21 protein-coding genes are annotated in these 21595 nt (G+C 73.2%); 3 read left to right on the forward strand and 18 right to left on the reverse strand.

Annotated elements, in window-relative coordinates:
- Positions 1-38: 38 nt before the first annotated feature.
- The 11 genes from ACTWPW_RS39560 to ACTWPW_RS39610 are packed head-to-tail and all read right to left on the reverse strand — an operon-like array spanning position 39 to position 10185.
- Entirely contained in the window at positions 39-887 is an 849-nt protein-coding gene (locus ACTWPW_RS39560; RefSeq protein WP_375118945.1) for an ester cyclase, read from the reverse strand.
- Positions 888-889: 2 nt separating this feature from the next.
- Positions 890-1459: a hypothetical protein gene (locus tag ACTWPW_RS39565; RefSeq protein WP_375118930.1), complete on the reverse strand. Its 570-nt coding sequence runs from the start codon at positions 1457-1459 to the stop codon at positions 890-892.
- On the reverse strand, positions 1456-2361 hold the full coding sequence (locus tag ACTWPW_RS39570; protein ID WP_375118929.1) for an ACP S-malonyltransferase: 906 nt from the start codon (positions 2359-2361) through the stop codon (positions 1456-1458). Before ACTWPW_RS39570 ends, ACTWPW_RS39565 begins: the two co-directional genes overlap by 4 nt.
- Positions 2362-2389: 28 nt before the next feature.
- Entirely contained in the window at positions 2390-3259 is an 870-nt protein-coding gene (locus tag ACTWPW_RS39575) for an alpha/beta fold hydrolase (protein WP_364131862.1), read from the reverse strand.
- Positions 3256-4503, reverse strand: a complete 1248-nt coding sequence (locus ACTWPW_RS39580; RefSeq protein WP_375118928.1) for an FAD-dependent oxidoreductase — start codon at positions 4501-4503, stop codon at positions 3256-3258. The genes ACTWPW_RS39575 and ACTWPW_RS39580 overlap by 4 nt, the downstream gene beginning before the upstream one ends.
- Positions 4500-5228 (reverse strand): nitroreductase family protein, encoded by a 729-nt coding sequence (locus ACTWPW_RS39585; protein ID WP_443171691.1) that lies wholly within the window; start codon positions 5226-5228, stop codon positions 4500-4502. The genes ACTWPW_RS39580 and ACTWPW_RS39585 overlap by 4 nt, the downstream gene beginning before the upstream one ends.
- Positions 5225-7522 carry a beta-ketoacyl synthase N-terminal-like domain-containing protein gene (locus ACTWPW_RS39590; protein ID WP_443171692.1) on the reverse strand — a complete coding sequence of 766 codons (2298 nt, stop codon included), beginning with the start codon at positions 7520-7522 and terminating at the stop codon, positions 5225-5227. The genes ACTWPW_RS39585 and ACTWPW_RS39590 overlap by 4 nt, the downstream gene beginning before the upstream one ends.
- Positions 7523-7549: 27 nt before the next feature.
- Positions 7550-8614: an aminomethyltransferase family protein gene (locus tag ACTWPW_RS39595; RefSeq protein ID WP_375118925.1), complete on the reverse strand. Its 1065-nt coding sequence runs from the start codon at positions 8612-8614 to the stop codon at positions 7550-7552.
- Between the two features lie 2 nt (positions 8615-8616).
- A complete protein-coding gene (fabZ, locus tag ACTWPW_RS39600; RefSeq protein ID WP_375118924.1) occupies positions 8617-9111 on the reverse strand; it encodes a 3-hydroxyacyl-ACP dehydratase FabZ in 495 nt (164 codons plus the stop codon).
- Positions 9108-9398, reverse strand: coding sequence for an acyl carrier protein (locus ACTWPW_RS39605; protein ID WP_375118923.1), 291 nt, complete (start codon positions 9396-9398; stop codon positions 9108-9110). Before ACTWPW_RS39605 ends, fabZ begins: the two co-directional genes overlap by 4 nt.
- Positions 9399-9432: 34 nt before the next feature.
- Complete coding sequence (locus ACTWPW_RS39610) at positions 9433-10185, reverse strand: 3-oxoacyl-ACP reductase family protein (protein WP_364131870.1); 753 nt, start codon at positions 10183-10185, stop codon at positions 9433-9435.
- A gap of 139 nt (positions 10186-10324) precedes the next feature.
- On the opposite strand from ACTWPW_RS39610, the gene ACTWPW_RS39615 reads away from it, so the two are divergent.
- The gene (locus ACTWPW_RS39615; RefSeq protein ID WP_375118922.1) at positions 10325-11920 is read left to right on the forward strand and encodes an FAD-dependent oxidoreductase; all 1596 of its coding nucleotides are present in this window, start codon (positions 10325-10327) and stop codon (positions 11918-11920) included.
- Between the two features lie 19 nt (positions 11921-11939).
- Here the strand turns inward: ACTWPW_RS39615 and ACTWPW_RS39620 are convergent, their stop codons facing one another.
- On the reverse strand, positions 11940-13403 hold the full coding sequence (locus tag ACTWPW_RS39620) for an AfsR/SARP family transcriptional regulator (protein ID WP_375118921.1): 1464 nt from the start codon (positions 13401-13403) through the stop codon (positions 11940-11942).
- The gene (locus ACTWPW_RS39625) at positions 13403-14602 is read right to left on the reverse strand and encodes a macrolide family glycosyltransferase (protein WP_443171693.1); all 1200 of its coding nucleotides are present in this window, start codon (positions 14600-14602) and stop codon (positions 13403-13405) included. Before ACTWPW_RS39625 ends, ACTWPW_RS39620 begins: the two co-directional genes overlap by 1 nt.
- A 172-nt stretch (positions 14603-14774) precedes the next feature.
- Here ACTWPW_RS39625 and ACTWPW_RS39630 point away from each other — a divergent pair, with 172 nt between their 5' ends.
- Positions 14775-15875: a DegT/DnrJ/EryC1/StrS family aminotransferase gene (locus ACTWPW_RS39630; protein ID WP_443171694.1), complete on the forward strand. Its 1101-nt coding sequence runs from the start codon at positions 14775-14777 to the stop codon at positions 15873-15875.
- Positions 15876-15901: 26 nt separating this feature from the next.
- Here the strand turns inward: ACTWPW_RS39630 and ACTWPW_RS39635 are convergent, their stop codons facing one another.
- From ACTWPW_RS39635 to ACTWPW_RS39645, 3 genes are read right to left on the reverse strand one after another with little or no spacing between them, the layout of a single operon-like run.
- Positions 15902-16474 (reverse strand): dTDP-4-dehydrorhamnose 3,5-epimerase family protein, encoded by a 573-nt coding sequence (locus ACTWPW_RS39635; protein ID WP_375118918.1) that lies wholly within the window; start codon positions 16472-16474, stop codon positions 15902-15904.
- A 20-nt stretch (positions 16475-16494) separates the two neighbouring features.
- On the reverse strand, positions 16495-17715 hold the full coding sequence (locus ACTWPW_RS39640; protein ID WP_443171695.1) for a methyltransferase domain-containing protein: 1221 nt from the start codon (positions 17713-17715) through the stop codon (positions 16495-16497).
- Between the two features lie 10 nt (positions 17716-17725).
- The gene (locus ACTWPW_RS39645) at positions 17726-18322 is read right to left on the reverse strand and encodes a DUF1707 SHOCT-like domain-containing protein (protein ID WP_375118916.1); all 597 of its coding nucleotides are present in this window, start codon (positions 18320-18322) and stop codon (positions 17726-17728) included.
- Between the two features lie 106 nt (positions 18323-18428).
- Between ACTWPW_RS39645 and ACTWPW_RS39650 the strand changes: the two genes are divergently transcribed.
- Entirely contained in the window at positions 18429-19829 is a 1401-nt protein-coding gene (locus ACTWPW_RS39650) for an NDP-hexose 2,3-dehydratase family protein (protein WP_443171696.1), read from the forward strand.
- On the opposite strand, the gene ACTWPW_RS39655 is transcribed toward ACTWPW_RS39650, so the two are convergent.
- Both ACTWPW_RS39655 and ACTWPW_RS39660 read right to left on the reverse strand, forming a co-directional pair.
- Complete coding sequence (locus ACTWPW_RS39655) at positions 19810-20652, reverse strand: TIGR03621 family F420-dependent LLM class oxidoreductase (RefSeq protein ID WP_443171697.1); 843 nt, start codon at positions 20650-20652, stop codon at positions 19810-19812. The genes ACTWPW_RS39650 and ACTWPW_RS39655 overlap by 20 nt on opposite strands.
- Positions 20653-20697: 45 nt before the next feature.
- The gene (locus ACTWPW_RS39660) at positions 20698-21354 is read right to left on the reverse strand and encodes a 4'-phosphopantetheinyl transferase family protein (RefSeq protein ID WP_375118913.1); all 657 of its coding nucleotides are present in this window, start codon (positions 21352-21354) and stop codon (positions 20698-20700) included.
- Positions 21355-21595 lie beyond the last annotated feature (241 nt).

The following is a 21595-nucleotide window of genomic DNA, read 5'->3' on the forward strand; positions in this document are numbered from 1 at the left end:
GTCTCCAGATCGCTCGGTGGGGGCGGGAGGGCGGAAGGTCACAGGGTCGAGGCGTCGTCGGGGGTCCAGCCGCAGTCGCAGGTCGCGCCCGTGCCCGCCGCGACGACCGCCGAGCAGCCGGGGCAGCGGGCGTAGTCACGCGCGTGGACGGGCCGCCAGACACTGGTGTGCACGCGGGTGCACAGGCCGCTCTTGAAGAAGCGGCGCATGGCCCGCTGGTGCGGGCGGGCGTGGACGGCGCGTACCGACTCGGGGCGGTCGAAGGCGCTGAGGGTGAACTTGCGGTTGCCGATGTCGAAGGTGCTCACGCCGAGGAAGCCGCGGGCGGCCCGCAGTGACTTGACGATCTCCACGCTGAGCAGGTCCACGTCGGCGGCCTCGGCGTCGTCGCGCACCTCCAGCCAGGTCAGTACGAGCGCGCCGGGCCGTTCGGTACGGCCGGTGGCGGCCCTGGCGCTCACCCCGAACTCGCGCGTCCCGTCGGTCCCGGGCACGAACCTGGCCGCGTAGCCCAGGGACTCGGCCAGCGCCAGCCGGTCGAAGTCCCGCCGCACGCGAGCGCCGTCCTCGTGGGCGGTCACCAGGTCGGTGCCGCGCACGGTGACCGCGCCGCCGGTGGCGGGGATGCCCAGGTAGGAGTCGCGGTGGTCGGCCGTGAGCGTCCAGGAGACGACGGCCGCGTCCGCGTCGCCGGTCACGCGGTCCACCTCGAAGCGAAGGCTCCGGAACCGGGCCAGCACCGCGGCCGCGTGCTCGGCCAGCGCGGGGCCGGCCAGCACGCCGCCGGAGTCCGGATCGGCGTAGGAGGCGACCGCTTCGGCGACCGCTTCGGGGTCGCCGTCGCACCACGCCCGCAGGTGCGCCTCCGCTAGCTTCCTGGCGTCCATCGTCACGTCACCCTCCCCGTCTCCCGCGCCGGAACTTCCGGCGGGACTGCAGCCGGGACTGCGGCCGGGACTGCGGCCGGGACTGCCGCCTCCGGGATCTGAGCCGGGTCCTCCGGCAGCCGGGCGGAGCGGAGCGCCACGGCGAGGGCGCGTCCGGCGGTGTGGCTGAGCGAGATCCTGATGTGCTCGCCGGCGCCCGCCAGACCCGCCAGCTCGCCCGTCAGCCGTACGGCGGGCGGGTGGCCGTCGAGGCAGGCCGCGTCCGCCCGGCAGGCCGGGGTGGGCCGGGGCAGCACCTCCACCTGGCCGAGACGTGCGGCGGTGGGCCGCACGGCGAGCAGGCGCAGCACCGCGTGCTTGCCCGCCAGCCGCCCCGCCCAGTGCTGGAGGGTGCGCCCGCGCGCGGACCTGACCCGCTCGGCGGGCGTGAAGACCGCCTCCAGCGGCAGCCCGCCGACGAGGTCCTGCGGCCGGCCGAGCCCGGCATAGCCGACCACGGCGCTGCCCCAGCGTCGCACCGGAGCGGTGTCCCCGCCGGCCGCCGCGGCGGCGACCCGGTCCACGCGGTTCACGCCGCCACCCCCCTGGCCAGGCGGCGCAGGGTCGCGGGGTCGGCCATGCTCAGGCAGCGGGCCTCGGCGCGGCGGGACAGGCCGGTGAGGACCTTGCTGTCCCCCACCTCCACGCCGGGCACGCTCACCTCGATCGCGGCAACCGTACGGGTCCACAGCACCCGCCCGGTGAGCTGGGCGATCAGGGCCTCGCGCAGGAGGCCGAGGTCGGTGGTGGGCTCGCCCGTGACGTTGGGCACGACGGGTACGCGCGGCTCCCGCATCGGCGCGGCCCGCACCGCCTCCGCCCAGCCCGGCACGGCCGCGGCCATCAGCGGCGAGTGGAAGGCGTTGCCGACCCGGAGCGGCACGATCTTGCTGGCGTCGGTGGCCAGCTCCGTCAGCCGGTCGAGCGCGGGCAGCGCCCCCGAGACCACCACGTGCCCCGGCGCGTTCTCCAGCCCCACCACGACCGGCTCGCCGGGCGCGGAGGCGGCCTCGGCCAGCTCCTCCACCCGCGCGACGGGCAGGCCCATCACGGCCCGCATCCCGCCGGTGACGCCGACCTCGGCCATCAGCCGCGAGCGGGTCTCGACCAGCCGGACCGTCTGCGCCAGGTCCAGCACACCGGCGGCGTGCAGGGCGCTCAGCTCTCCCACGCTGTGCCCCGCCACCACGGCGGCCTCGTAGCCCTCCTCCTCCAGTACGGCCAGTGCCGCCAGGTTGCAGGCCGTCACCGCCACCTGGGCGTGCTCGGTGGCGACCAGCCGCTCCATCGGCCCACGCGCGCACAGCGGCGAGATCGGCCGCGCCAGCAGCACGTCGACCAGGTCCAGCCGCTCCCGTGCCACGGCCCGGCGGCGCAGCCACGCGCCCATCCCGACGCGGACGGTCCCCTGTCCTGGAAAGAGAAAGCCGAGCATCAACGTCCACTCCCTTCGCGGCGGCCGGCTACAACCGGCGCCGCGGTCGCCGTTCCTCGTGCGCGGGCCGCTCGGTGCCGAGGAAGCCGAGCAGCAGCTTGTTGACCTGGTCGGGGGCGTCGAGGGGGAGCCAGTGACCGGCGTCCTCGATCCGCTCGTACCGCCAGGGCCCCTTGACGAACTTGCCGGAGCCGGCCATGCCCTCCTCCAGCAGCGCCTTGTCCCCCGCGCCCCAGATGCCGAGCGTCGGCGCGAGCACGGGCGGGAAGGGCCGCGCCGGGCGCAGCTCGGCGGCGGGCGAGCGGTTGGCGCGGTACCAGTTGAGCCCGGCGGTCAGCGCGCCGGGCCGGGCCAGGTCGCGCAGGTAGCGGTCGTGGTCGCCGTCGCGCCCCATGATCTCTTTGAACAGCCGCCAGCCGTTGCGCCGCAGCAGCTCCTCGCTCACCCCGGGGAACTGGTAGAAGAGCATGTACCACGAGGCCGCCCGCTGCTCCAGCGAGGGCGTGGCGAACACGCCGGGGTGGCCGACCGACAGCACGGCCAGGTGGTCGATCCGGCGCGGCATCAGGAAGGCGTACATCCAGGCGATGGCCGCCCCCCAGTCGTGGCCCACGAGATGCGGCCGCCTGACGCCGAGCTTGATGCTGAGGGCCACGATGTCGTTGACGATGGTCTGCATGCCGTACGCCTCGGCCTCCTGCGGCTTGCTGGAGTCGCCGAAGCCGCGCAGGTCGGGCGCGATGACGCGGAAACCGCCCTCGACCAGGGCGGGAATCTGGTTCCGCCACAGGTAGGAGGAGTCGGGGAAGCCGTGGAGCAGGATGACGGGATCGCCCTCGCCCTCGTCGACGTAGGCCAGGTCGACGTCGTTGACGCGTACGGTCTTCTTCTCCATCATGCCGTCTCCCTGAACAGGCGCTCCGCGAAGAACTCGCTGAAGCCGAACTCCGGTACGTCCTCGGGGGCGACCATGTTGAGCAGCCCGGTCACCTGGGCGGCGAAGTTCTTCGCCATCAGCCTGCGCACCCGGCGCCGGCGCTCGACGGCCGCGGGGCCGAACTCCACGTGCAGCCTGCTGATGATCGAGGCGCCGAAGGCCAGCCGCTCCAGGCGGAACTCCCGCTCCGCCACGTACGGGGTGAACGCCGCGGGCGACCAGTCGCCGGAGGACAGGAGGATGTCGCAGACGGTCCTGGAGTCGCGCATCGCGCAGGACAGGCCGGTGCCGAGCACGGTGTCGGCGTTGCCCGCCTCGTCACCGATCAGCACCACGCCCTCGGTCAGCGGCGGCCCCTCCGGGACGCTGGACACCGACGGCCACACCGACAGCGGCCCGCAGGGAACGGCCTCGGTGACCGCCTTGCCCCGGTCGGGCAGGCATTCGAGCTCGAACGCGGCCAGGAAACGCTCGACGCCGCCCGGTCCGCGATAGCGGTGCTTGTTCACGGTGGGGAAGTTCAGGTAGAGGCGGGCGCGGCCGTACCCCTGGGGGAAGACCATGAACATCACGTCGCCCTCGGTGCCCATGGCCTGCACGTCGGGCGGCCAGGAGTCCATGCCCTCGACCATCATGCCGCCGCCCCAGTGGTGCATGGAGTTGCGCATGGTGACGCCGATCTGGCGGCCGATCGTGTTGCCGCGGCCGGTCGCGCCGAGCACGATGCGGGGCCGCAGTTCGTGCCCGCCCTCCGGGGTCCGGTACGTCACGACCGGCTCGCGGCCGGGGGTGACCTCGATCTTGGCGGCGTCCATCACCAGCCGGGCCCCGCTCGCCACGGCCTGCTCGGACATCAGCTCGCACACGCTGTGGTGCGGGAAGGAGAACGGGCCGCCGATGCCGGGGATGAACCGGGTCATGTCGACGGCCTCGACCTCGTCCTCGGAGACGGCCTCGTCCCAGGTCATCCATTCGCGGATCTCCCAGCCGCCGCCGGCGGAGAAGCAGTCGTAGACGCCCAGCCGCTGGGCCTCCCTGATCCCCCAGGGCGCCAGCCACTCGCCGCGGACCAGATCCCGGTAGGCGTCCTGTTTCTCCAGCAGCACCACCGAGAGCCCGCCGGCGGCGAGCCTGCAGGCCGCCGACGCGCCCGAGATGCCGCCGCCGACGATGACGACGTCGGGCTGTTCCGGTCGTTGGGTCACGTCCCCCACCTCTCCCAGTAGGTGCGTTCTTTGGCGCTGTAGCGGTCGGCGGGACGGAAGTCGGTGCCCACCGTGTACGCGACCGGGATCATGCACACCTGCGTGACCCCGGAGGGGATGCCGAGCAGCCGCCCCACCTCGCGTTCGTGGGGCACGTGCAGGCAGGTGATGGTGCTGCCGAGGCCCCGGCTGCGCAGGGCGAGCTGGAAGGACCAGACGGCCGGGAAGATCGAGCCGTAGAAGATGCTGGCCCGCGTCTCGCCGTGCCGGACCAGGTGACCGGGGTCCTCCGACACCTTGTCGGACATCCGCTCGCGCCAGGCGTCGTTGATGGCCGCGATGTCCGGCGGGCGCCCGAGGACGCACGGGATCACCAGGACGGGGACCGCCGCGATCGTCTCGGTGAGCGCCTGCGCCGAGGCGTGGTTGCGGCGGGCCTGCGCGTCGTTGCGCCGCCGTCCCGCCCTGGTCCAGATGTCGTTGAGGTGGAACTGCCACGAGGAGCGGATCATCTCGGCCAGCTGCGCCTTGACGGCGGGGTCGGTGATCACCAGCCAGCGCCAGTTCTGGTGGTTGTTGGCGGTCGGCGCCTGGACGGCGACCTCCAGCGCCTCCTGGACGACCTCGCGGGGGACGGGCCGCTCCAGGTCGAGGCGGCGGCGTACGGACCGGGTGGTGGTCAGCAGGCGGTCGGTCTCGGCGACGTCGAACGGGGTCCCGCTCATACCGCCTCCAGCAGCACGGCCCCGCGCACGGATCCGGGCGCGGCGGTCAGCACCAGCGCCCGGCCGACGGGGCCGGACAGGTCCGGCTTGGTCACGTAGGAGGCGAGGTCGCCGGCGAGCGGGGTGGCGAGGCCGGTCAGCGCGGGGGCGATCCGCTCCCGTACGGCCAGCGCGCCCAGGGCGATGTTCATGGCCCCGGTCGCCGCCTGGCAGTCGCCGGTCAGCGCGGCGGAGCTGGTGAGGAGCGTCCCGGGGGCGGCCCCGAGCACGGCGGCGGCCTCCTCGCCGTCCTCCGGCAGCCCGGTGCCCGCGCCGATCACGAGCTCCGGCGCGCCCGCCCCGATCAGGGCGAGGCTGCGCCTGACCGGTTCGGCTCCCGCACCGCTCGCGTGCGTCGTCCCGGCCACCCGCGCGTACGGCCGGCCGCCCCGCTCCGCGCAGTGCTCGGCCGACTCGACCACGAAGGCCACGGCCGCCGATCCCGGGACGGGCCCGGCCGACCCCGCGCCGTACGGCACGAAAGCCTCGGCGGCGAACTGCTGGGCGGCGGTTTCGTCCGCCGCCACCACCATGACCACCTCGGCCTTGCCCGCTCTGATCATCTCCAGAGCGCAGTCGAGGGCGATCGAGGCCGACGCCCCGCCGTTGCAGATCGTGGTGGTCGGGCCGCGCAGGCCCAGCGTCTGGCAGACCGCGCCGCCGGTGGCGTTGAGCACGACGTTGGAGAAGCTGAGCACGGCCGGTTTGTTCGGGTTGAGCGCGATGCTCTCGTCGAACCCGCTGGTGCTCTCGGCCGACCCGGCGCCGGTGGCGAACACCAGCCCGACGTCGTCCAGCGCCTTCCTGGGCAGCTTCAGCCCGGCGTCCTCCCAGGCCAGCCGGGAGGCCGCGATGGCCATCCGGGACAGGTGGTTCATGTGCCGCCACAGCGAGCGCGGCGCGTACGTCCGCCCGTCCAGGGACGGCGGCCGGCCGGGCTCCTGGCGACCCTCGGCGACGGCCGCCGTCACCTCGGCGATCCCGGCGCCGACGCCGGTCACCGGGCCCAGCCCGGTGATCACGGCGTCGCGCCGGGGCAGCTCCTCGTGCTCGCGCGGCCCTCGGGGCCGGGTCAGCACGAGCGAGACGTTGTTGCCGCCGAAGGCGTAGTTGTTGGAGACCACGGTGTCGATGGGCAGGGTCCTGGCCCGGTTCGGCACGAAGTCCAGGCCGGTGTCGGTCACGGTGTCGTCGTCGAAGCCGATCGTGGGCGGGGCCGTGCCGTGCCGCAGGGCCAGCACGCTGGCCACCGCCTCCACGGCGCCGGCCGCGCCCAGCGTGTGGCCGACGAAGGACTTGATGCTGCTGGTGGGCACCTGGCCGGCGCGGTCGCCGAAGACCACGCGCATGACCTTGGCCTCCATGGCGTCGTTGGCCGGGGTGCCGGTGCCGTGGCCGCTGACGTAGTGCACGTCGCCGGGGGTGAGGCCGGCGTCGGCGAGGGCCCGCCGCATCGCGCCGGCCCCGCCGCGGCCGGTGGGGTCGGGGGCGGTGGCGTGGTAGGCGTCGGCGGAGAGCCCGTAGCCCGCCACCTCGGCCAGCGGGGTGGCGCCCCGGGCCAGGGCCAGGTCCAGCGGCTCCAGCAGCAGGAAGGCCGCGCCCTCGCCGAGGTTGAGCCCGTCGGAGTGGCTGTAGGGGCGGCAGGGGCCGGTGCTCAGCGCCTGCAGGCCCGCGAAGCCCGCGTACGTGCCGAACAGCAGCGGGTCCACGCCGCCCGCCAGGACCGCGTCCGCCTCGCCGGTGAGAATCTTGTCCTTGGCCAGGCCGACGGCGTTGCCGCCGGCGGCGCACGCGGTGGAGACCAGGATGCGCGGGCCGCGCAGGCCCAGCCGCTCCGCCACCACGTCGCCTGTGCGGTGCATGGGCTGGTAGCGGCCCGCCGCGTCGGGGGTCGCCTGGCACTTGCCGAGGATGATCCCGAACCGCTCCGGGTCGGGCCCGCCGTCCGTCAGCCCCGCCTGCTCGATCGCCTGGCGGGCGGCGACGAGCGCGAGCCTGGCCGTACGGTCGTGGCCGGTGTCGGGGCCGGTGTCGGGGCCGGTGTCGGAGCCGGTGTCGGGGCCGGGAAGCTGCTCGTCGATCCACTCGTCGGGCACCTGGCCCGCGTGCCTCGCCGTGAACACGGCGAAGGCCTCGTCCTCGATCGGGGTGAGTCCGCCCTGGCCGGTGGTGAGCCGCCTCCAGAACTCGGCGGGGTCGCGGCCGGCCGCGCAGATGATGCCCAGGCCGGTGACCACGACGGGCCGCAGCGCCATGCTTGTCTCCTTCTCCGCGCCGCCCGATCAGATGATCGGGATGCTCCAGCTCTTGGGCACGATGTAGGGGCTGGTCAGCGTGGTCACGGGCAGGCCGCCGACGGCCAGGTCCAGCCCGGCCGCCGCCAACTCGCCGTCCACCCTGGCCAGGCCGAGAGTGGCGCCGAGTCCGACGCTGTGCACCGCGTACACGACCTCGCCGATGTCCTGGCCGCCCGCCTGCACGCGGGTGCCGGGGACGGGCACGCCGGTGCAGCCGGTGAAGCCGACCGTGCGCCGCCCGCCGCCGGACTCGAACGCCTCGACCACGGCGTCCCTGCCGACGAACTCGTCCTTGGTGATGTCCACCAGCCAGTTGGCGCCGATCTCGATCACCGACGCGCCGGGGGTGGCCTCGTGGCGGGGGATCGGCTGGCGTACCTCCAGCATGGCCAGCTCCAGCGCCTCCAGCCCGGCCGGCTGCGCGTGCTTCAGCGACTGGCTCCACAGGCCGGCGGCGGACTCGATGGGGACGATCATCTGGTAGCCGTACTCGCCGGTGAGCCCGGTCCGGGCGAAGATGATGTCCACGCCGTCCCAGGTGGTGTCGACCACCGACTCGAACGGCAGCGAGGCCAGCTCGCCGTCGATCAACCGGCCCACCACCCCCCAGGCGTAGGGGCCCTCCAGGCCCAGGATGGTCAGATCGCCCGAGCGGTCGGTGATCTCGACGTCCTCCTCCTTGCGCGCCAGCAGGTGCTCCAGCAGCCGGGTGCCCGCGCCGCAGGAGCTCTCCAGCAGGATCCCGTCGTCCCGGCCGAAGGCGAGGACCTGGTCCACGATCTGCCCGGACTCGTCCAGGACGAGGCTCATCATGCAGCGGTCGGAGGTCAGGTACTCCACGTCGCGGGCCAGCAGCCGCTGCGCGAAGTCGACGGCGCCGGAGCCGGTGATCTCGATGAGCCGGTGCCCGCTGAGGTCCAGGACGGCGGCGCGCTCCCTCAGCACGCCGTACTCGTCCGACAACGAGGAGAAGCGCAGCGGCACGGTGGCGTCGCCCACGTGGCCGTACGCCGTGTCCTCCGGATGCGTGGACGCGAGGACGCTTGCCATGTTCACACCTTTCGCACGGAACGTTGAGACGCCGGATCGGCGATCGTGAGGTTTCCTTCTGCGGCGACCTGTCCCTCGACCCGCGCCGAGACCCGGAACTCGGCGAGCCCGCCGCCGCCGGAGGTGCGCTCGGCCGTGAGGGTGACCTGGTCGCCGGGGACGATCGGGCGGCGGAACCGCATCGACCTGATCCCCGCCAGATAGCTGATCTCGCTGGCTCCCGCCAGGGCGTGGATCACCCCGGCGAGCTGGGCCATGGCCTCGACGACCACGACTCCGGGCAGCACCGCCTCGTTGGGGAAGTGCCCCTGGAACCACAGCTCGGTCCCGGCGACGTTCTTGGTGGCGGTGCCCTTGACGCCCGGCACCACCGAGCCGACCCGGTCGAGCAGCAGCATCGGCCACCGGTGCGGGAGCACCTGGCGGATCTGGTCGTGCGTGAGCCCAGTGATCGGCGGCGCCGTGGCGGCCGGGGCCGCCTGGTCGGCGACCGTCATGCCGACGCCCGCAGGGCCGGGTTGACCTCGTCCGCGAGCCGCGACACCGAGCCGAACACCGCCATCTCGCTGTCGTAGAGCGCGACGCCGAACTCGGCCTCGATGGCCACGTAGAGTTCGAGCACGTCGAGGCTGTCGAGTTCGAGGCCGCGGCCGAACAGCGGCTGGTCGTCGGTGATCCAGCCCGGCTCGATCTCCAGGTCGAGCCGGGACACGATCATCTTCTTGATCTGGGCACAGGTCTGCTGCCGCTCGGCTGCCCTGGCGCGGAGTTCGTCGATGGTCATGCTTCTCCTTGTGACATGTGGGCGGGAGGGGTGCTCAGCCGAGGCCGCCGCCGTGAGCGACCACCACGGAGCCGGACATGTACGAGGCCTTGTCCGAGGCCAGGAAGCTCACGATGGACGCGATCTCCTCGGGCCGGCCCATCCGGCCGAGGCGGATGCGGGACTCGTACTGCCTCTTGAGGTCAGCCGGGACCTTGCGCGTCATGTCGGTGGCCACGAACCCGGGGCACACCACGTTGGCCCGCACCCCGTGCGGGGCCGCCTCGTTGGACAGCGCGTGGGTGAAGGCGATGATCGCGCCCTTGGAGGCCACGTAGTTGGTCTGGCCGGGGAAGCCCCCGTCGAGCCCGCTGGAGGAGGAGAGCGTCACGATCGCCCCGCTGCGCTGGTGCTGCATCAGCTTGAGCCCCTCCCGGCAGGCCAGGAAGGTGCCGATGAGGTTGGTCTCGACCGGGGCGCGGAACTGCTCCACGCTCATGGCGATGAGGTAGCGGTCGAACGTGATGCCGGCGCTGGTCACCAGCACGTCGAGGCGCCCGTGGTCGCTCCGCACACCGCGGAACATCCCGCGTACGGCCTCCTCGTCGGTGACGTCCGCCTGCACGGCCGTCGCGCTGCCGCCCTCCTCCTCGATCAGCGCGACGACCTCTTTGGCGTCCTGCTCGGACCGCGCGTAGTTCACGATGACGTGGGCGCCCTCCCGGGCCAGGTCGAGCGCGACGGCCCGGCCGATCCCGCGCGACCCGCCGGTCACCAGCGCCACGGCGCCCTGAGCAAACAGCATCATGGTCTCCAGGAATTCGACAATCGCCGATTGACTTATCTGGATCTTCACCGCTTAAGCTACTAAGCCGCTGTATCACGCCTGTATCACTCGGTTATCTGTGCATTGACCCGAACAATGGCGATATATGACTCTGGACGGCATGAAGGAGCTCGATGTCGAAGTTTTAGTGATCGGCGGCGGACCGGTGGGGCTTTGCGCCGCGCTTGAGCTCTCCCGCCACGGAATATCGACGCTGCTGGTGGAACGCCACTCCGGAACGTCCATTTTCCCGAAGGCCCGGCTCGTCACCACCAGGACAATGGAGCTCTTTCGCGCCTGGGGCATCCAGGACGAGGTGGAGCGCGCGGGCATGCCGCGCGAGGAGTACCTCGCGGTCGGCGTCGGCAGCTCGCTGACGGCCGACGACTTCGTCAGGGCGGCCGCGGAGCTGAGCCGGGACGCCCCCCAGAGCCCCACCTACACCTTCCTGTGCGCGCAGGACGTGCTCGAGGTGATCCTGCGCCGGCACGCCGGGGCCGTGGCCGACGTCAGGTTCGGCGCCACCGTGACCCGCGTGACCCCCGCCGCGGACGGCGTCGAGGCCGTCGTGTCGGCCGCGGACGGCGAGACCCTGGTGCGCTGCCGCTACCTCGTGGCCGCCGACGGCAGCCGCAGCCAGGTGCGCGAGTCCCTCGGCATCGGCACCGAGGGCCCGCCCCCGATCGGCCACATGATCAGCATCATGTTCGAGGCCGACCTCGGCTTCCTGCCCGCCGACCGGCGGGCCGCCCTGGCGTTCCTGCGCGACCCGCCCTGCGCCGTCGAGGCCGTGGACCACGAGCGGCGCTGGATGGTGCAGACGGGCTACGAGCCGGCGGAGGGCGGCAGCCCCGCGGACTTCACCGAGGAGGTGTGCCTGCGCGCGGTCCGCGACGCCGTCGGCGTGCCCGACCTGCCGGTCACCCTCCTGGGCGTCATGCCGTGGCTGCAGCAGGTCATGGTCGCCACCGCCTTCCGCTCGGGCCCGGTCTTCCTGGCCGGGGACGCCGCCCACGTGGCGACGCCGCAGGGCGGTTTCGGGATGAACTGCGGCATCCAGGATGCCCACAACCTGGCCTGGAAGCTGGCCGCCGTGCTGCGCGGGCGGGCCGGAGAGGGGCTGCTGGACACGTACGAGGCCGAGCGCCGGCCGATCGCGGGCCGCACGGTGGACGAGAGCCTGACCAACGCCCTGATCACCTTCCGGATGATGGAGGGGCGGCTGTCGATGGCCGAGGCGATCCGGCGGCAGGCGGACCGGCGCAGCTCCGAAGGGCTCGTGCTGGGCTTCCACTACACCTCCGCCGCCGTGCTCCCGGACGGCACCCCGCCCCCGGCGCCGGAGGACCCCTACCGCACCTACGTCCCGGTGGCCCGGCCCGGCCATCGTGCCCCGCACGTCTGGCTGACCGGCCGCGACGGGCAGGTCTCCACGCTCGACCTGCTCGGCCCGCACTTCACGCTGATGACCCCGGCGGGCAGCGGCTGGCTGCGGGCGGCCGGGGAAGCGCAGGTCCCCCTCACCGCCCTGGAGATCGCCGAGGCGGACACCACCGCCCCCCTCACCTCGCCGACCTGGGCCAAGGAGTACGGTCTCGGCCCCCGGGGCGCGGTCCTCATCCGCCCCGACGGCCACGTCGCCTGGCGCACCCACGAGGACACCCCTTCGGCGGCCACGCTGGCGGACGCCCTCCACGCCGTCCTGTCCCGCCCCTGAGGGGGTGCGGGCAGGGGTGTCAGGCTGCGGGCTGTCCGGCGGGGCTGGCTCGGCGGGAGCGTAATCGGGCCGCGGCCAGGCGCAGGGAGAGGGGGTTGCCGCAGGAGGTGGCGACGAGGTCGCGGACCGCCTGGGCCCGGGCCGGCGACGCGCCCACCAGCAGGCCCGCCAGCTCCCTGGCCGCCTCTTCCGGCAGCGGCGCCAGGAACGCGCGGTGCGCCCCCTGCCGCGCCACCAGGTCGTCCAGGGGGTCCTCGGCGGTGACGACGACCCGGCAGTGGGCGCCGCCGGGCAGCAGGGGCCGTACCTGGTCGCTGTCCCTGGCGTTGTCCAGCACCACCAGCACCCTCCCCCGGGCCGTGCAGCTCCGGTAGAGGGCGAGCTTCTCGGCGGGGTCGCCGGGCAGGTCGGAGGCGGGCACGCCGAGCGCGCGCAGGAAGCGGTCGAGGACGGCGCCGGGGTCGGCGTCCGTCATGTCCGCGTAGAGCTGCCCGTCGGGGAAGGCGTCGATCTGGCCGTGCGCCCACCGCAGCGCCAGCGTGGACTTGCCGACCCCGACCGGGCCGCTGATGACCACGGTGGCGGGCCCCGAGCCGTCCTGGAGCAGGGCGGCGTCCAGCGCGGCCAGCTCCTCGGCCCGCCCCACGAACGGCAGGACCTGCGGCGGGAGCTGGCAGGGCACGACGCCCGCCGCCCGGTGCGCCGAGGCGGACTCGCCCATCGGCCGCATCAGGGCGGACTCGTCCCTGAGGATCTGCTCGTGCAGCCGCCGCAGCGCGGGCCCCGGCTCCAGGCCGATCTGCTCCAGCAGGTAGCGGCGGGTCTCCTGGTACGTGCGCAGCGCCTCGGCCCGCCGGCCGGCGCGGTACTGGGCCAGCATGAGCTGGGCGCGCACCCGCTCGCGGAACGGCGACTCCGCCACGAGGGCCAGCAGCTCGGGGATCACCTGGTGGTGGCGGCCGAGCTCGATCTCCAGCTCCAGGCAGGTCTCCAGCGCCTCCAGCCGGGACTCCTCCATCCGCGCCACGTCGTAGCGCAACCCCCGGATGTCCTCGAACGGCCGCCCCTGCCAGAGCGCGAGCGCCTCGCGCAGCAGCAGCACGGCCGCCTCCGCCGAACCCGCGGCGGCCAGCGTGCGCGAGCGCGCGACCATGGAGGTGAACCTGAGCCAGTCGATGCTGCCGGGCGCGGCCCTGAGCAGGTAGCCGGGGCTGGAGGTCTCGATCAGCCCGGCCCCCAGCGTACGGCGCAGCCGCGAGACGCAGATCGCCACCTGCCGCCACGCGCTGGGCGGTGCCGAACCCGCCCACACGGCCTCGATCAGCCGCTCCACGCTCATCACCCGGTTGGCGTTCAGCAGCAGGCTGGCCAGGATGACCAGCTCCCTGTTGGCGCTCATGGGCAGCTCGACGCCGTCCTTGACCACCGTGAGCGGGCCCAGCACGCGGAACTCGAAGGCGGGCCCCGGCTTCGCCGTCTCCATCACACCGCCGCCTTGACCAGCCGGCGTTCGAGCTCGTCGGCGGCTCGCACGGCGCCGCCCGCGGCCCTGATCTCCGCGCGCATCGCGGCGGTGGCCCGGCGTACGCGCTCGTCACCGGCGACGGCGAGCACCTGCTCGGCCAGCAGGCCCGGGGTCAGCCCGGCGGGGTCCAGGGTGCGGCCGAGGCCCAGCTCCCCGATGCGCCGCGCGGGCGGCCGGTCCAGGGCCGTGGTGGGGACGACGACCAGCGGGCAGCCCCAGGACAGGGCTTCCATGGCGGTGCCGATCCCGCCGTGGGTGACCGCCACGGAGGCGTGGCGGAGCACGCTCATGTGCGACACCCACCGGCGCGCCTCGACGGTGGGCGGCAGCGGGCCGAGGTCGGCGGCGTCCATGCCGCCGGCCAGCGTGACCACCGTGCGCCAGGGCAGCTCGGCGAGGGCCTGGACGCAGGTGCGCAGCAGCTCGGGCCGGGTGGTGGCCACGGTGCCGAAGGACAGCAGCGCGACCGGCAGGCCGTCGCCCGGCGGCTCCCACTCGCTCAGGAACCGCCGTTCCCCCAGGCAGGGGCCGACGAAGGTGAAGCGGTCGTCGAAGGTCTCGCCGGCGAACTGGAAGGAGCGCGGGATGGTCACCAGGTTGGCGTCCTGGATCTCCCACCACAGCTCGGCGGGGTCGTCGTGGACCCCGTGGGCCCGGGCCAGCGTGCCGATCCTGGCCAGCATGCCGTCCACCCAGCCGGGCAGCGCCCGGTCGAGCCCGCCGCCGTCCTCGCCCTCGTAGGTGGAGGCGAGCAGGGAGTAGTGGGCGTTGGAGGCGAAGATCGGGATGAGCTGGGTCGCCGGCAGGCCCGCCTTCCTGGCCAGGATGCGGCCGGCGTGCAGGATCGAGAAGTCGTACACGATCGCGTCGAGCCCGCCGGGCAGGCGCCCGGCCGCGCCGAGCATCGCCTCGCTGTCGTCCAGCAGGACGGAGAGCAGGCGCAGGGGGTCGTCCTCCAGCTCGCGCGTGTCCACCCGCTCGTACGGCGAGTCGTAGGTGACGGGCGTGGCGCCCGCCTCCGCCACCAGGGGGGCCGTGCTCTCGGCGGTGAGATAGGTGACGCGGTTTCCCCGTCGCGTCAATTCTGCGACCACGGCGAGCGTAGGAATTACATGACCGTGATCCGGATGACACATGAAAAGATAATGCCCCGTCATATGACAGTCTTTCGTTCAACCGCATGATGAAGTGCCACTGCCCACGGTAGGTATGGCGGCGATCGAGCGTCACCCCCTACCCCTCCCCTCAAACAGGGCCTCTTTTCTAGGGGTTCCGCCGGTCGCCGGAGAAGGCGTTTACTCGGGGCCGGGAGTCTCTAGGAGGACGACTATGCCCACCCGCGTCTGGGACTATCTGCCGGAATACGAAACCGAGCGCGCCGACATCATGGACGCCGTCGAGACCGTGTTCCGCTCCGGCCGGCTCATCCTCGGCCAGAGCGTGCGCGCCTTCGAGGAGGAGTTCGCCGCCTACCACGGCGTGCGCCACTGCACGGGAGTGGACAACGGCACCAACGCCATCAAACTCGCCCTGCAGGCGCTGGGCGTCGGGCCCGGCGACGAGGTGATCACCGTCTCCAACACGGCCGCGCCGACCGTGGTCGCCGTCGACGCCGTGGGCGCGACGCCGGTCTTCACCGACGTCGACCCCGTCACGTACCTGATGGACGTGTCGCAGGTGGAGGCCGCGATCACGCCGCGCACGCGCTGCCTGCTGCCGGTCCACCTCTACGGCCAGTGCGTGGACATGGCCCCGCTGGAGCGGCTGGCCGCGGCGCACGACCTGGTGATCCTCGAGGACTGCGCGCAGGCCCACGGCGCCCGCCACCACGGCCGGGCGGCCGGCTCGATGGGCCACGCCGCGGCCTTCTCCTTCTACCCGACCAAGGTGCTGGGCGCGTACGGCGACGGCGGCGCGGTCATCACGCCGGACGACGGGGTGGACGCCGCGCTGCGGCGGCTGCGTTACTACGGGATGGAGCGGACGTACTACGTCGTGGAGACGCCCGGGCACAACGCGCGCCTGGACGAGGTGCAGGCGGAGATCCTGCGCCGCAAGCTGACCCGCCTCGACCGCTACGTCGCCGGCCGCCGCGCGGTGGCCGCCCGCTACGCCGAGGGCCTGGCCGGCACCGACCTCGTCCTCCCGGCCACGGCGGACGGCAACGAGCACGCCTACTACCTCTACGTGGTGCGGCACCCGCGCCGGGACGCGATCATCGAGGCCCTGCGCGCCTACGACATCCACCTCAACATCAGTTATCCCTGGCCGGTGCACACCATGTCGGGCTTCGCCCACCTGGGCCACTCCCCCGGCAGCCTGCCGGTGACCGAGGCGCTGGCGCAGGAGATCTTCTCGCTGCCGATGTACCCGTCGTTCCCCGTCGAGCTCCAGGAGAAGGTCATCGCCGCCCTGCGCGAGGTGCTGTAGAACCCGGGGTGAGGTCCCGCGGGACCTCACCCGTCGTATCGGGGCAACTGCCCGAGAGCGGCCACCTCGGCCAGCGTGGGCGCCTGCCGGTCGCGCTCCGACAGCAGCACCGGCAACCCGGGCGGCAGGCGCAGCCCGATCTCCTCGTCGAAGACCGACACCGCCAGCTCGTGCTCCTTGCGGTACTCCTCGGACAGCAGGTAGCAGACCACCGTGTCGTCCTCCAGCGCGGCGAACGCGTGGCCGACCCCCGGCGGCAGGTACACGGCGGTCCCGTCGCCGGCGGCCAGCTCGATCGCCTCCCACCGCGCGAACGTCGGCGAGCCCGCCCGCAGGTCGACCACCATGTCCAGCGCCCGTCCGCCGGCGCAGTAGACGTATTTGGCGGTGCCGGGCGGCACCAGCGTGTAGTGCACGCCCCGCACCGCCCCGCGCCGGGACACGCTCCGGCTGGCCTGCGCCACGGGGAACAGCGGCCGCCCGACCGCCGCGACGAACGCGCGCTCCTGGTAGGGGGAGGCGAAGTCGCCGCGGGCGTCGGGGAAGACCTCGGGGAAGAACGCGTACGCGCCGGCCACCGCCAGCTCGCGATGCTCCATCGTTGCTGACTCCGTCGCCCTCAGGCCCGCACGAGATGGACTTCGGGCACGTAGCGGATCCAGGTGCCGCCCGCGCGGGCGAACTCCGTCTCCTTGGCCATGATCTCCTCGGCGTGGTTCCAGGCGAGGAGCAGCGCGTAGTCGGGGTAGGGGTCGGCGAACGCCTCGGGGCCGCGCACGGGGATGTGCGAGCCGGGCGTGAGCCTGCCCTGCTTGGCCGGGGTCGTGTCGCAGACGAACGAGACCAGCTCGGGGCCGATGCCGCAGTAGTTGAGCACGGTCGCGCTCTTGGCCGTGGCGCCGTAGCCGTACACGCGGGCGCCCTGCTCGCGCAGGCCGGTGAGGAGGGTCACCAGCCGCTCGCGGGTGTCGGCCACGCGGGCGGCGAAGCGGTGCAGCGTGGCCGGTTCGGCGAGCGCCGCGGCCTCCTCGGCCGCCAGCAGCTCGGCCACGGCCGGGGCCGGCGTCCTGGCGCCCCGCCGGGCCAGCGTGTAGCGGACCTCGCCGCCGTGCACGGGCAGCCGCTCCACGTCCACGAGCTCGAAGCCGTGCCGCCGGGCCAGGCCGCTCACGGAGGTGGCGCTGAAGAAGTAGAAGTGCTCGTCGTAGATCTGGTCGAACGAGGCCCGCTCCACGATGTCGCCCAGGTAGGGGTCCTCGAAGACGAACACGCCGCCGGGCCGCAGCAGCGTGTCCACGCCCTCCATGATCGAGTCGAGGTAGGGGATGTGGCACAGGGTGTTGGCCGCGTAGACGACGTCGGCGGGCCCGTCGGCGGCCAGGATGCCCGCCGCGGTGCCGGCCTCGAAGAAGTCCTTGCGCACCCGTACGCCCTTGGCGGCCGCCAGGTCGGCGACCCCGCCGGACGGCTCGACGCCCAGGTGCCGCACGCCCGCGTCGGCGACGACCGACAGCATGGTGCCGTCGTTGCAGCCCAGCTCCACCACGAAGGGGTCGGGCCCGGTCAGCTCGGTGGTCAGCAGCCGCTTGGCCAGGCTCTGGAAGTGCTCGCGCATCACCGACGAGCCGGACGACAGGTACGGGTAGCCCTCGTGGAACATGCGCTCGCGAGGCACCTCCTCCAGCAGCTGCACCGTCGAGCAGGCCACGCAGAGGCCCACGGCCAGGTGGAAGAAGAACTCCTCGCCCGGGTCGCCCGGGATGACGAAGGCGTCGGAGAGAGGCTGTCTCCCGAAGTCGGCGAACGGATGGAGACGGCCCGAACAGATCCGGCACGCCATGCGATCCTCCTCAGGTTGCTGCCCGGCGGTATCTCACCCAGACGTCACCGGTCTGCACGTAACCGGTGAGGCGCACGGTGACGCCCTCGGGCGCGAGCGGCTCGGGCGGGTGGTTGTGGACGCTGCCCATCCACCGGCGTACGACGTCCTCGTCGCGGACCCGCCAGCCACGGGGGACCAGCACGGTGATGTCACCGAACCAGGAGGTGATCTCGACGTCGAGCAGGACCTCGCGGTGCGGGCAGTCCGCCCGGGTGAAATCGATGCGCACCTTGCCCCACCGGCCGGCCTTGGCGCTGACGCGCTGCGGGACCTGCCAGCGGCCCACCTGCTCGACCCGGCCGCTGCCGGTGTGCAGCTCCAGGTCGGCCGCACCGGTTAACGGGACGAGCGAGGCGGCGGAACCGGCCGGGACCAGCACGCCGGAGCGCGGCAGGTCGGCGATCACGTCGTCGAGCTCGCCCAGCGTGCGGGCCGTGTAGGCACCGGTCACCCGCTCGTCGAGCTCCTCCAGCGTGATGCGCCCCTCGGTGACCGCGACGCGCAGCATCTCGGCCACCCTCTCGCGGTCGTGGTCACTCGCCCGTACTTCCCGATGATCGGTCATGGCGTCCACACTAGAAGGCTAAGGAGGCCCGGCCCACCAGCAGTACCCCTATCAAGGAAACAGGGGTCGGGGCCTTCCGAGCAGGGGTTGAGGGCTCCGGCGGCCCATGGCAGCTTCGGCGGCATCGGACCGCGGTAAGGAGTCTGCCATCGACGTTCACGACTGGCTCCGGGAGGTCGCCGGGCACACGTACATGCGGGTGACCCGGCTGCCGCTGGAGGAACTGGACGGCTGGCGCGAGGACCCGGCCACGGGCAACATCCACCACGCGAGCGGCAGGTTCTTCACCGTCGAGGGGCTCGACGTGCGCCGCCCGGACTGGGCGGTGCCCGCGTGGAGCCAGCCGATCATCAACCAGCCCGAGGCGGGCATCCTCGGCATCCTGCTGCGGCGGGTGGAGGGCGTGCCGTACCTGCTGATGCAGGCCAAGAACGAGCCGGGCAACCCCGGCGGGCCGCAGCTGTCGCCCACCGTGCAGGCCACCCGGAGCAACTACACCCGCGTGCACCAGGGGCGGGCGGTGCCGTACCTGGACTTCTTCCGCGAGCCGCGGGGGCGGGTGCTGGCCGACGTGCGGCAGTCGGAGCAGGGCGCGTGGTTCTACCGCAAGCGCAACCGGAACATGGTCGTGGAGGTGACCGAGGAGGTCGAGGCCCCGGAGGGCTTCCGCTGGCTGTCGCTGCGGCGGGTGCGCGAGCTGCTGTCCGTGCCCGATCTGGTGAACATGGACGCCAGGACCGTGCTGGCGTGCCTGCCGGTGCAGGAGGGCGCCGACGAGGGCGAGGAGGAGTTCGGGGCCGCGGTGGCGCGCTCCCGGGACCCCCGGTGGGGGTCCGCGCACGGCACGGCCGAGATCCTGAGCTGGCTCAGCGCCATCCGGTCCACCACCGACGTCCAGGCCAGCCCGGTGCCGCTCAACCGGCTCAGCCGATGGCGGCGGGCCGGCGGCCGGATCTCGCACGAGAGCGGCCGGTTCTTCGACGTGATCGGCGTACGCGTGGAGGCCGGCGGCCGCGAGGTGGGCGCGTGGGCCCAGCCGATGATCGAGCCCGTCGGCACGGGCGTGGTCGGCTTCCTGATCCGGCGCATCGACGGCGTGGTGCACGCGCTGGCGCACGCCCGCGTCGAGCCCGGCTACACGGACGTGGTGGAGCTGGCGCCGACCGTGCAGTGCACCCCGGGCAACTACGACCACCTGCCGCCCGGGGCCCGCCCCGCGCTGCTGGCCGAGGTGCTGGAGGCGCCGCCGGAGCGGGTGCGCTTCGACACGGTGTTGTCGGAGGAGGGCGGGCGCTTCTACCACGCGCGCAACCGCTATCTGGTGGTCGAGGTGGACGACGACCCGGTGCCCCGCCATCCGGACTTCCGCTGGCTCGCCCTGCACCAGCTCGACGAGCTGCTGCGCCACAGCTATTACCTGAATGTGCAGGCCCGCACGCTGAACGCCTGCCTGCACGGCCTGGCGCACTCGCCGGCCGGGCAGCCGGTCAGCGGAGGAGTTCGATGACCTTCCCGAAGTCCTCCATGGCGGAGTCCATCACCGTGACGTAGGAGAACCCGAAGCGCTCCTCGTCCCGGCGGACCTGCTCGGCGATCTGCCCGGGCGTGCCGACGAACAGCGTCGGCACCTCCAGGAGCTCCTCGGTGGTCAGGTCGGGGGCGTAGCGCCGCAGGCCCGCCACGCCCGCGCGCCGGTTCCGGGTCAGCACGGTGGCCTTGGACAGCACGTTGAGCTCCGGGCCTCCGGCCTGCCTGGTCCCGGCCTCGGCGCGGACGAACTCCACCCGCCGCAGCAGGTCGGCGGCGGTGACCAGGGCGGTCCTGCCGTACTCGGGCCGGTAGGGGGCGCCGGTGAAGCTGACGATCTCGGCCCGGCGGGCGGCCAGCCGCAGCACCCGGTCGCCGTGGCCGCCGATCATCAGCGGCGGGCCCTTGTGCCCGAGCAGCGTGTCCAGCTCGCCCACCAGCTCCGCCAGCCGGCCGACCCGGGTGGCCGCGTCGAAGGGCAGCCCGGCGGCGGCGAACTCGGCCTCGACGTAGCCCGTGCCGAGGCCCAGCTCCAGCCGCTCACCGATGAGCGCGGCGGTGGTCCGGACGTCCCTGGCCAGCAGCGCGGGCCGGTGGAAGCTGGCGTTGAGCACGTACGTGCCGATCACCGCGCGCTCGGTCGCCTCCGCGGCCAGCACGGCGGTCGGGAACGGCGAGAGCAGGTTGAGATGGTCGGGCACCGCGATCACGTCGTAGCCGAGCGCCTCCGCGCGGCGGCACCTGGCCACCCACTCGGCTCCCGTGCTGTCCTCGGAGATGAGGACCACGCCGAATCTTGTCACTTCCAGGGCCTTCCCGCCGGCGAGCGGCACGGTGATGGCGATGCGTCATGACGCTGCGGTCATGGCGATCGCGGTGAGGACGAGTCCGTTGCCGGTCATCCACCGGCCGGTGAAGCCGCTCACCCGCGTCCCCTGCCACGACGGCCCGGCGACCAGGAGGCGGGCGTCGAACGTGCCGCTCAGGGGGTCGAGGACGATCACGGCGTCCTGGAAGTCCAGCCAGCGCAGGGCGAGCGGATACCACGCCTTGTAGACCGACTCCTTGGCGCTGAACAGGATCCGGTCCCAGCTCGTGCCCGGGTGCTCGGCCTCCAGGCGGCGCAGCAGCCTGCGTTCCTGGGGGACGGAGATGGCCTCCAGGACGCCGGGCGGGAGCGGCCCGTGGGGCTCGGCGTCGATGCCGATCGTTCCGGGCGCGGTGCCGACGGCGGCCCCGCGGTAGCCGGCGCAGTGCGTGATGCTGCCGACCACGCCCGCGGGCCAGGCGGGCTCGCCGTGGGCTCCGGACAGCACCGGGACGGGGGGCACGCCCAGCCGTTCCAGTGCCTGGTGGACGCAGTGGCGGGCGGTGGTGAACTCCCTGCGCCGTTTGTCGGCGGCCTGCCGCACCAGGTCGGCCTCCTCAGGGAAGAGCACCGCGTCGGGCGGGTCGGTGAAGGTGTCGAAGGTCATGACGGTGGCAGGCAGGATCTCCTCGATCACCCCGACCTCCTCACATTTTGTCCGCCTCCCGGCACAGTAGCCATACGCGCCAATTCCCGAAAAGGCGTTGCGTGGAGTTCTGTGGGCGCCGGGCCGGGAAATAGGGGTTCGGATAGGGGGCAAAGCCTTCGCCGCTCCGCCCGGCGGTGATCCGCCGGCGGCCTACCATCGCGTAAGGGTGCGTTGTGATATTCCACCCCTTTTACCCCGAGAACGGGTTGACATCGAATTTATCCATCCC

Source organism: Nonomuraea sp. KM90 (assembly GCF_052246675.1).
In the GTDB taxonomy this organism is placed as follows: Bacteria; Actinomycetota; Actinomycetes; order Streptosporangiales; family Streptosporangiaceae; genus Nonomuraea.

Excerpts from the sequence above, each read along its gene's own strand:
- ACTWPW_RS39640 (WP_443171695.1), bottom strand. The coding sequence starts at position 17,715 with ATGGCGTGCCGGATCTGTTCGGGCCGTCTCCATCCGTTCGCCGACTTC.
- fabZ (WP_375118924.1), bottom strand. The coding sequence starts at position 9,111 with ATGACGGTCGCCGACCAGGCGGCCCCGGCCGCCACGGCGCCGCCGATC.
- ACTWPW_RS39645 (WP_375118916.1), bottom strand. The coding sequence starts at position 18,322 with ATGACCGATCATCGGGAAGTACGGGCGAGTGACCACGACCGCGAGAGG.
- ACTWPW_RS39625 (WP_443171693.1), bottom strand. The coding sequence starts at position 14,602 with ATGACGGGGCATTATCTTTTCATGTGTCATCCGGATCACGGTCATGTA.
- ACTWPW_RS39620 (WP_375118921.1), bottom strand. The coding sequence starts at position 13,403 with ATGGAGACGGCGAAGCCGGGGCCCGCCTTCGAGTTCCGCGTGCTGGGC.
- ACTWPW_RS39635 (WP_375118918.1), bottom strand. The coding sequence starts at position 16,474 with ATGGAGCATCGCGAGCTGGCGGTGGCCGGCGCGTACGCGTTCTTCCCC.
- ACTWPW_RS39590 (WP_443171692.1), bottom strand. The coding sequence starts at position 7,522 with ATGGCGCTGCGGCCCGTCGTGGTCACCGGCCTGGGCATCATCTGCGCG.
- ACTWPW_RS39605 (WP_375118923.1), bottom strand. The coding sequence starts at position 9,398 with ATGACCATCGACGAACTCCGCGCCAGGGCAGCCGAGCGGCAGCAGACC.
- ACTWPW_RS39595 (WP_375118925.1), bottom strand. The coding sequence starts at position 8,614 with ATGGCAAGCGTCCTCGCGTCCACGCATCCGGAGGACACGGCGTACGGC.
- ACTWPW_RS39570 (WP_375118929.1), bottom strand. The coding sequence starts at position 2,361 with ATGCTCGGCTTTCTCTTTCCAGGACAGGGGACCGTCCGCGTCGGGATG.
- ACTWPW_RS39615 (WP_375118922.1), top strand. The coding sequence starts at position 10,325 with ATGAAGGAGCTCGATGTCGAAGTTTTAGTGATCGGCGGCGGACCGGTG.
- ACTWPW_RS39560 (WP_375118945.1), bottom strand. The coding sequence starts at position 887 with ATGGACGCCAGGAAGCTAGCGGAGGCGCACCTGCGGGCGTGGTGCGAC.
- ACTWPW_RS39585 (WP_443171691.1), bottom strand. The coding sequence starts at position 5,228 with ATGAGCGGGACCCCGTTCGACGTCGCCGAGACCGACCGCCTGCTGACC.
- ACTWPW_RS39610 (WP_364131870.1), bottom strand. The coding sequence starts at position 10,185 with ATGATGCTGTTTGCTCAGGGCGCCGTGGCGCTGGTGACCGGCGGGTCG.
- ACTWPW_RS39630 (WP_443171694.1), top strand. The coding sequence starts at position 14,775 with ATGCCCACCCGCGTCTGGGACTATCTGCCGGAATACGAAACCGAGCGC.
- ACTWPW_RS39575 (WP_364131862.1), bottom strand. The coding sequence starts at position 3,259 with ATGATGGAGAAGAAGACCGTACGCGTCAACGACGTCGACCTGGCCTAC.
- ACTWPW_RS39650 (WP_443171696.1), top strand. The coding sequence starts at position 18,429 with ATGGCAGCTTCGGCGGCATCGGACCGCGGTAAGGAGTCTGCCATCGAC.